Genomic DNA, 7,044 nt, shown 5'->3' on the forward strand with positions numbered 1-7,044 from the left:
CGCTCCGCGCGGGTCGGAGGTTCCGGGCTCAGACGCCGGCCGGGCTGATCCTCATCAGCCCGGCCAGCAGCGGCCGGTAGTGGGCGAAGTCCGCTACCCCCGCCACCCGTACGTCCTTGGCGCCCTCGTCCCACCGGCGCAGCCGCACCGCCTCGGCCCCGAAGGCCTCGGCCTCGAAGTCGCGCACCTCGCTCTGCGACATCGGCCCACCCTGCACCCGCAGGGTGTGGACCGAGGCCTCCGACAACCGTCCGAAGTACTCCGGCTCCACCGCGCACAGATACCGTTTCGCGGCGACGTGCAGCCGCACCGGCTCGGTCACCTCCGGCCCGAACCACCGCGCCAGCCACTCCGCCCCGGTGTGGCTGTGACGGTTGTCGGTCCCGGCCATCAGCTCCGCGCCGCTCACCGTCCCGTGGAAGTGTCCGACGTCATGCAGCAGGGCGGCGGCGACGAGCGAAGGCGCGGCGCCGGCGGCCGCCGCGAGGGAGGCGGCCTGCAGCATGTGCTGGGCCTGGGTGACGTCCTCGCCCAGGTACTGCTCGGCGCCCGCGCCGTCGAAGAGGGCGGCCAGCTCGTCGAGCGGCCGCTCCCGTCGCAGCACGGCAAGCGTGCTCGCGAGCCCGTCGAGGTCGGCGTAGCACCCCTGCAGATGGCGCTCGCCGCTCTCGGCGAACGCGGTACGGGCGTGCAGCAGCCGGGTGTTGTCGAAGACGAGACAGTCACCGGGAGCCAGCCGGAACTCGAGCTGGAGCTCCGGGCGGAGCAGCAGCTCACCGAAGGCCCGGTAGGCGCGGTAGAAGGAGTCCAGCGCCTCCCGCGGCAGCCGCAACGTCCCGATGGACCGGTTGTTGAAGCGGACCTCGCGAATCCGGCCGAGCGGGTCCACATCGATCAGCGGCCGGTCGGCGCGCAGCGCGGTGCGGGCGTCGTCGAAGCGGAAGGGGACCAGGGTGCGGGTCAGCACCTCGAACGCGGCCGGGTCCTCGGTGCGCAGCAGCGCGGCGGCGGCGAAGCCGTCGACCAGACCCGAGTCGCCGCCGACCGCGGCGTTCGTCAGGCAGTGCAGCAACTGCAGGGTCGGCACGGGGTCGCGGTACGGGTTGTCGGTGTGCGGGGTGATCGCCGCGCCGGTGAAGGCGAGGTTGTTCGGGTCCGCCTCGACGCGGACGTCGAAGAGCGAGCCGTAGTTCGTCTCGCGGACGTGGCCGAACGTCCCGGCGACGGCCAGCACCTGCCGCTCGGCGCACGGCACGTCCCGCAGCAGCGCGAAGCCGAGCCGCTGGACGGACTCCAGGACCCGTATCCGCTCGGCCGGGTCGGCGAGATACGTCTCCCAGCCGGCTTCGGGCAGCCGGCCGTCCAGATCGGCGGCGCACCACAGGTGCTTTCCGGCCTCGGTACGGCCGTCGCCGTGGTCACCGGCGGCGCCGTCGATCCCGGCGTCGGCAGCGGCGAGCCACTCCATGCTGTAGACGGAGCGGTGCCCGTCGGGAAGCCACTCCACCTCGAACGAGACGTCGCCGGCCCGCACCTCGCCGACCGCCAGGTCCGTTGGCAGATCGGTGATCTGGAAGAGCTTCTGGCCGTTGCGCGGATCGCGGCACAGGGCGCAGCCGCAGTTGTCCCGCAGCCAGGCCGCCGGGAGACGGGTCAGGTCCATTACGGCCTCCATAAGTTGTCTGGCCAACTTTAGAAGGGAACGTCGCATCCGGTCATGAGGACCGACGAACGGCCACATGTCGCGAGGATGAACACCGGGTCCCGACGAGGACCGACGAGGAGCGTCAGCTGCAGCAGCCGCCTCCGCAGCACCCGCCGCCTCCGCCACCGCCGCCCGACGCGGGAGCGGCGGCGCTGCCGCCCACGGCGACGGCCGACAGCAGCTTCACCGTGTCGTCGTGGCCCTCCGGGCAGCTCGCGGGGGCGGAGGACTCGGCCATCGGCCGGTTCAGCTCAAAGGTGGTACCGCAGGACCGGCAGCGAAACTCGTATCGAGGCATGCCCCGAAGAATAGCCCCGCCACCTCAAGGGCGATCGGCACGCGGCCCCGGACCGGATCCGACGCGTCCCGCCCGGCCCGGGCAGGGTCAGCGCCCCTGCGCCCGGTCCTCACGGATGTTCGCGACGACCCGGTTCACGGTCTCCCGCACCGACGCCGTCTCCGTCAGGAAGGCCCAGTAGTCCGGGTGCCGGCCCTCCAGCGCGGCGAGCGCCCGGTCCAGCCGCGCCACCGCGTCGTCGAGCGGGCGGGCATGGCGGGGCTCCGGAGTCGTCCGGCCCTGCATCGCCAGCCGCTGCGCGTCACGGATCGCGAACCGGGTCTTCTCGACCTCGGCCTTCGGATCCTTGCTGACCTCGTTCAGCCGGCGCAGCCGGTCACCGGCGGCGGACACCGACCCGTCCACGTCGTCCAGCAGCGCCCGTACCGTACTCAGCCGGGACGTCGCGTCGGCCCAGCGCTGCTCGTCGCGCGCCTTGGCGGCCTCCGCGAGCTTGGCCCCGGCCTGCGCCACGGCGGTCTCCGCCTGCGCCGGCACCTGCTGCAGGTCCTGCCAGCAGGCCAGCGAGAAACGCCGCCGCAGTTCGCTGAGGACGGGCTCGACGCCGCCGGCCCGGGTGGCCAGCGCCTCGACGCGGGTGCGCAGGCTGACCAGCCGCTTGTCGATCTCCTTCGCCTGCTCCGGCAGCCGGGCCGCCTCCGCGCGGATCGCCTCCGCGCGGCGCTGCACGTCCTCCGCGCGCGCCAGCGTCTCCGGCACGCCGTGCGCACCGGCCCCCTGGTTCAGCTTCGTCAGTTCCGGCGAGAGCGCCGCCAGCCGCGCCGCGAGTTCGTCGCCCTTCAGCCCGGCGGCCCGTACCCCGTCCAGCGCGTTGCTCGCCGCCAACAGCCCCTGCCGCGCCCGCTCCACCGCCGGCGCCAGCCGCGCCAGCTGCGTCTCGGCCTTCCCCAGCAGCGGTGCGAGGCTCTGCGCGAACCGCTCCAGGTCCGCCTTGGCGCGGTCGAGGTCGTCCTTCGCCTTCGTCAGCTCGTTGCGCGCCCGGGTGGCGGTCGCCGTGTCCAGCTCGTCGCGGTCCAGGTCGTGGGCGTCCACGGTGGCGATGTAGGCGCCGCTGACCTGGTCGATCTGCTCCCCGAGCGCCCGGAACCCGGCCAGCGCGCGCTGCGCGGCGGGCGAGTTGTCGACGGCGCTGATGGTCTCTATCGACAGGTCCAGGTCCCGCTGTGCGGTGTCCAGCTCGTAGAAGGCCTGAGAGGCGGCGTCCTTCGCGGCCTGAGCATCGGCGCGCAGGTTGTCGCCGCGCCGCCACCACGAGCGTGCCGTCGTCACAGTGACTCTCTCCCGCAGGTCCGCCGCTGGTGTCTGTCGGCTCCAGTCTCCCACCTGACCAAGACGAATACACGGCCCGGGCCGGTTGCACGGACACGTGACCGAACGCCGGGCGATGCTTTACCCGTCCTTGGTATCCGGTTGGGGACCACAGGGTCCGGCGATGTAATCTGTCACTTCACGTTCCGAGGGCGTGTAGCTCAGTGGTAGAGCAGCGCCTTTACACGGCGCTGGTCGGCGGTTCGAACCCGTCCACGCCCACCGCTCGATCCATCCGGGAGCCCCCGGCCAGCAATGGCCGGGGGCTCCCGGCGTTCCCGGGGCCCGCCCGCGCCGCCCGTTCCCGGTCGCGGACCGGGTCATGAGCCCTGAGGCTGGAAGCCGTACGGTCCGGTGTCCGGTGGTGTCCGGCGGCCTCAGGAGGAGTCATGGCAGGTATCCAGCCGTTCACGCGGGAGGACTACGCGGCCCGGATGGCGCGGGCGGCGGAGGCGGCGGCCGGGGCGGGGCTGGCCGGGGTGGTCGTGACACCCGGCCCGGATCTGGTCTATCTGTGCGGGTACCAGCCGACGGCGATCACCGAGCGGCTGACGATGCTCGTCCTGTCCGCCGGCGAGGAGCCGCAGATGCTGGTGCCGGTCCTGGAGCGGCCGGACGCCGAGGCGGCGGAGGGCGCGGGGGCGGTCCTGCTGACGGACTGGACCGACGGGCAGGACCCCTATAACGCGGCGATCGCGCTGCTGCGGCCCGAGGGACGGTACGGGATCTCCGATTCGGCGTGGGCGATGCATCTGCTGGGATTCCAGCGGACGCTGCCGGGTACGGCGTACGCGTCGCTGACCGATGTGCTGCCGATGCTGCGGGCGGTCAAGGACGAGCACGAACTGGCGCGGCTGGCCGCGGCCGGCGCGGCGGCGGACGCCGCGTACGTCGACATCCTGGAGGTGCGGTTCGCGGGCCGCCGGGAGACCGAGGTGGCGGGCGATCTCGCGGATCTGCTGGTGTCGTACGGGCACAGCCAGGTCGACTTCACGGTCGTGGGCTCCGGGCCGAACGGCGCCAACCCCCATCACGAGGCGGGGGAGCGGACCATCGCCGACGGCGACATGGTGGTGCTGGACTTCGGCGGGCTGAAGGACGGCTACGGCTCCGACACCACCCGGACCGTGCATGTCGGTGAGCCGTCGGCCGAGGAGCGGGAGGTGCACGACATCGTGCGCGAGGCGCAGCAGACGGCCTTCGAGGCGGTCCGGCCCGGTATCGCCTGCCAGGAGATCGACCGGGTGGCCCGCAAGGTCATCACGGACGCGGGGTACGGCGAGTACTTCATCCACCGCGTCGGCCACGGCATCGGTGTGACGACGCACGAGCCGCCCTACATGGTGGAGGGCGAGGAGCGGCCGATCGTGCCGGGGATGTGCTTCTCGATCGAGCCGGGCATCTACCTGCCGGGCCGCTTCGGGGTACGGATCGAGGACATCGTGACGTGCACGGCGGAGGGCGGCCGGCGGCTCAACGGAACGCCGCACGAGATGCGCCTTGTCGCCTGATTTTCGAACTGGAGTGAGGTTTAACGACCTTGCGTTGATTCGTTCGAGGGAACAGGTTCGAACTGGGGCATAGTCGCGGCTCGCTCGGCCTCAAGATCTGTCCTGTGAGAAATCGGTGGGGAAGGGCCACTCTGCGAGGAGCAGTGGTGGCGGCAGGGACCGCCCTGTGCGGTTCGGGGCTGCTGGTACCGGTCGCGGTCGCCGGCGAGGGGTGTCCTGGAGCGGTCTCGGTCCAGGTGGAGCACGACGTGGTGCACGTCTGCGTCCAGGACTCGCACGGACACGGCGACGGCGACTGGTACGTGCACGAGCACGGTCAGGGCGACGGCCACGGGCAGGGCGACGGGCACGGCCACGGCGATGGCCACGGCCAAGGGCAGGGCCACGGGCACTGGCACGGCCATGGGCACCATTGCCACTGCTACTGGCACTGGCACGGCGACCATCCGTCGTGTCCGGAACCGACCCCGACCCCCACGCCGACCCCCAGCCCCACGCCCACGCCCACGCACGTTCCGACCCCTGTGCCCACGCCGGACCCGTCGCCCGAGCCGACGCATCGCGCCGTCGTCGTCCCGCCCCCGCGGGTCACCCTGCCGCCCCGCGTCGAGCCCTCGCCGACCCCGGCGCCGACGCGCAGTCCGGAGCCCGCGCCGACCCCGGCCCCGCGGCACGCGCCGCCCCCGCGCCCGGCCGTCCGCTGGCCGGCACCTGTCGCGGCCCCGCCCGCCCCCAAGCACCGACAGCGGCCGCTGATGATGACGATGCTGCTCACGACGGTGCCGGGACTGCTCGCGGCGGCCGTGCTCCGGCCGGGTTCGCACGTGTACCGCAGGGCCCGTTGACGTCGGTCCGCCGACCGGTGACCCGTAGACCCGCTGTCAGTTCCGCTGTCAGTTCAGTCAGCTAGGAGTTCCTCATGTCGCAGTGGATTGCTCTGGTGATCGCGATGGGCGCGGCCTGCGTGGTCGTGATCACCGTCGTGGTGCTCAGACAGCGGCGCGTCCCGGTGGACGACGACCCCACCGAGACGCCCGACGTCATCGAGTACATGACGATGATGATCGGGGTGATCTACGCGATCGTCCTGGGCCTGGCGATCGCGGGAGTGTGGGAGGGCCAGGGCGCGGCACAGGACGACGTGAAGCGTGAAGCGCAGGCCATGCACGAGGTCAGCACGCGCGTTGAGGTGTACCCGCCCGAGGTACGGGACCGGATCCGTGCGGACGTCGACGCGTACGTCGGGTACGTGGTCCACCAGGAGTGGCCGTACATGGCCGACCACGGCGCCCTCTCCCCGAAGGGGACGGAACTGCTGTCGGCGGTGCGCCGGGACGTGACGGATTACGCGCCCAAGGGGGACCTGGACGCGCAGGCGTACCAGCCGGTGGTGGACCAGGTCGCGGTGGCCGACGAGGCGCGGACCGCGCGCGGTCAGAACGCGGGCGCGACCATGCCGGGGATGGTGTGGTTCGGCCTCATCGCGGGCGCCCTGGTGACCGTGGGCCTGATCTTCACGCTGCAGATCCGGCGCTCGGGGCGGGAGTTGCTGCTGGCGGGCCTGTTCAGCGCGCTCATCGCGTTCCTGCTGTTCCTGATCTGGGACCTCGACGCACCGTTCGGCCGGGGTATCGCGGTCAGTCCCGATGTGTTCCTGGACCTGTTCCCGGCGCTGAAGTAGCGCGTAGACGCCGCTCGGCGGGACCACGAAGAGGCGGGACCACGAAGAGGGCGGTGGCCCGGGGGGATCCCCGGGCCACCGCCCTTCCTCTTGCCCGCTTGCCGGGTCCGGGTCAGTCGCGCCAGTTGGCGACGTTGACGTTCTCCAGGATGCCGAGGGCGTCGGGGACGAGTACGGCGGCAGAGTAGTAGGCGCTGACGAGGTAGCTGATGATGGCCTTCTCGCTGAGCCCCATGAAGCGGACGTTGAGGCCGGGTTCGTATTCGTCGGGGATGCCGGTCTGGCGCAGGCCGATGACGCCCTGGTTGTCCTCGCCGGTGCGTACCGCGATGATCGAGCTGGTGCGGGCGTCGCTGATCGGAATCTTGTTGCAGCTCAGAATGGGGACGCCGCGCCAGGCGGGGACGGTGCTGCCGCTGACTTCGACGGAGCTGGGGTAGAGGCCCTTGCGGGTCCATTCGCGGCCGATGGCGGCGATGGT

6 protein-coding genes, 1 tRNA gene and 1 pseudogene are annotated in these 7,044 nt (G+C 72.1%); 4 read left to right on the forward strand and 4 right to left on the reverse strand.

Annotated features, from left to right (window positions below; genetic code table 11):
• Positions 1-28 precede the first annotated feature (28 nt).
• The 3 genes from tmpA to AC07DC_RS14085 form a co-directional block, all read right to left on the reverse strand.
• Positions 29-1,663, reverse strand: a complete 1,635-nt coding sequence (gene tmpA, locus AC07DC_RS14075; RefSeq protein WP_478914606.1) for a 2-trimethylaminoethylphosphonate dioxygenase — start codon at positions 1,661-1,663, stop codon at positions 29-31.
• Positions 1,664-1,787: 124 nt separating this feature from the next.
• Positions 1,788-2,003 carry an FmdB family zinc ribbon protein gene (locus AC07DC_RS14080; RefSeq protein WP_478914607.1) on the reverse strand — a complete coding sequence of 72 codons (216 nt, stop codon included), beginning with the start codon at positions 2,001-2,003 and terminating at the stop codon, positions 1,788-1,790.
• 87 nt (positions 2,004-2,090) lie between these two features.
• Positions 2,091-3,332, reverse strand: a complete 1,242-nt coding sequence (locus AC07DC_RS14085) for a hypothetical protein (RefSeq protein ID WP_478914608.1) — start codon at positions 3,330-3,332, stop codon at positions 2,091-2,093.
• A 189-nt stretch (positions 3,333-3,521) separates the two neighbouring features.
• On the opposite strand from AC07DC_RS14085, the gene AC07DC_RS14090 reads away from it, so the two are divergent.
• The 4 genes from AC07DC_RS14090 (at position 3,522) to AC07DC_RS14105 (ending at position 6,563) form a co-directional block, all read left to right on the forward strand.
• Positions 3,522-3,593 (forward strand) — tRNA-Val (locus AC07DC_RS14090).
• 167 nt (positions 3,594-3,760) lie between these two features.
• Entirely contained in the window at positions 3,761-4,882 is a 1,122-nt protein-coding gene (locus AC07DC_RS14095) for a M24 family metallopeptidase (RefSeq protein WP_478914609.1), read from the forward strand.
• Positions 4,883-5,028: 146 nt separating this feature from the next.
• Positions 5,029-5,727: a hypothetical protein gene (locus AC07DC_RS14100; RefSeq protein ID WP_478914610.1), complete on the forward strand. Its 699-nt coding sequence runs from the start codon at positions 5,029-5,031 to the stop codon at positions 5,725-5,727.
• A 74-nt stretch (positions 5,728-5,801) separates the two neighbouring features.
• Positions 5,802-6,563 (forward strand): bestrophin-like domain, encoded by a 762-nt coding sequence (locus AC07DC_RS14105; RefSeq protein WP_478914611.1) that lies wholly within the window; start codon positions 5,802-5,804, stop codon positions 6,561-6,563.
• Between the two features lie 112 nt (positions 6,564-6,675).
• Here AC07DC_RS14105 and AC07DC_RS14110 read toward each other — a convergent pair.
• Positions 6,676-7,044, reverse strand: a pseudogene (locus tag AC07DC_RS14110) (Crp/Fnr family transcriptional regulator); the annotation flags it as partial.

The sequence above is a fragment of the Streptomyces sp. NPDC045021 genome (assembly GCF_056432645.1).

Coding starts and splice junctions, on each gene's coding strand:
- tmpA (WP_478914606.1), bottom strand. CDS start 1,663: ATGGACCTGACCCGTCTCCCGGCGGCCTGGCTGCGGGACAACTGCGGC.
- AC07DC_RS14080 (WP_478914607.1), bottom strand. CDS start 2,003: ATGCCTCGATACGAGTTTCGCTGCCGGTCCTGCGGTACCACCTTTGAG.
- AC07DC_RS14095 (WP_478914609.1), top strand. CDS start 3,761: ATGGCAGGTATCCAGCCGTTCACGCGGGAGGACTACGCGGCCCGGATG.
- AC07DC_RS14105 (WP_478914611.1), top strand. CDS start 5,802: ATGTCGCAGTGGATTGCTCTGGTGATCGCGATGGGCGCGGCCTGCGTG.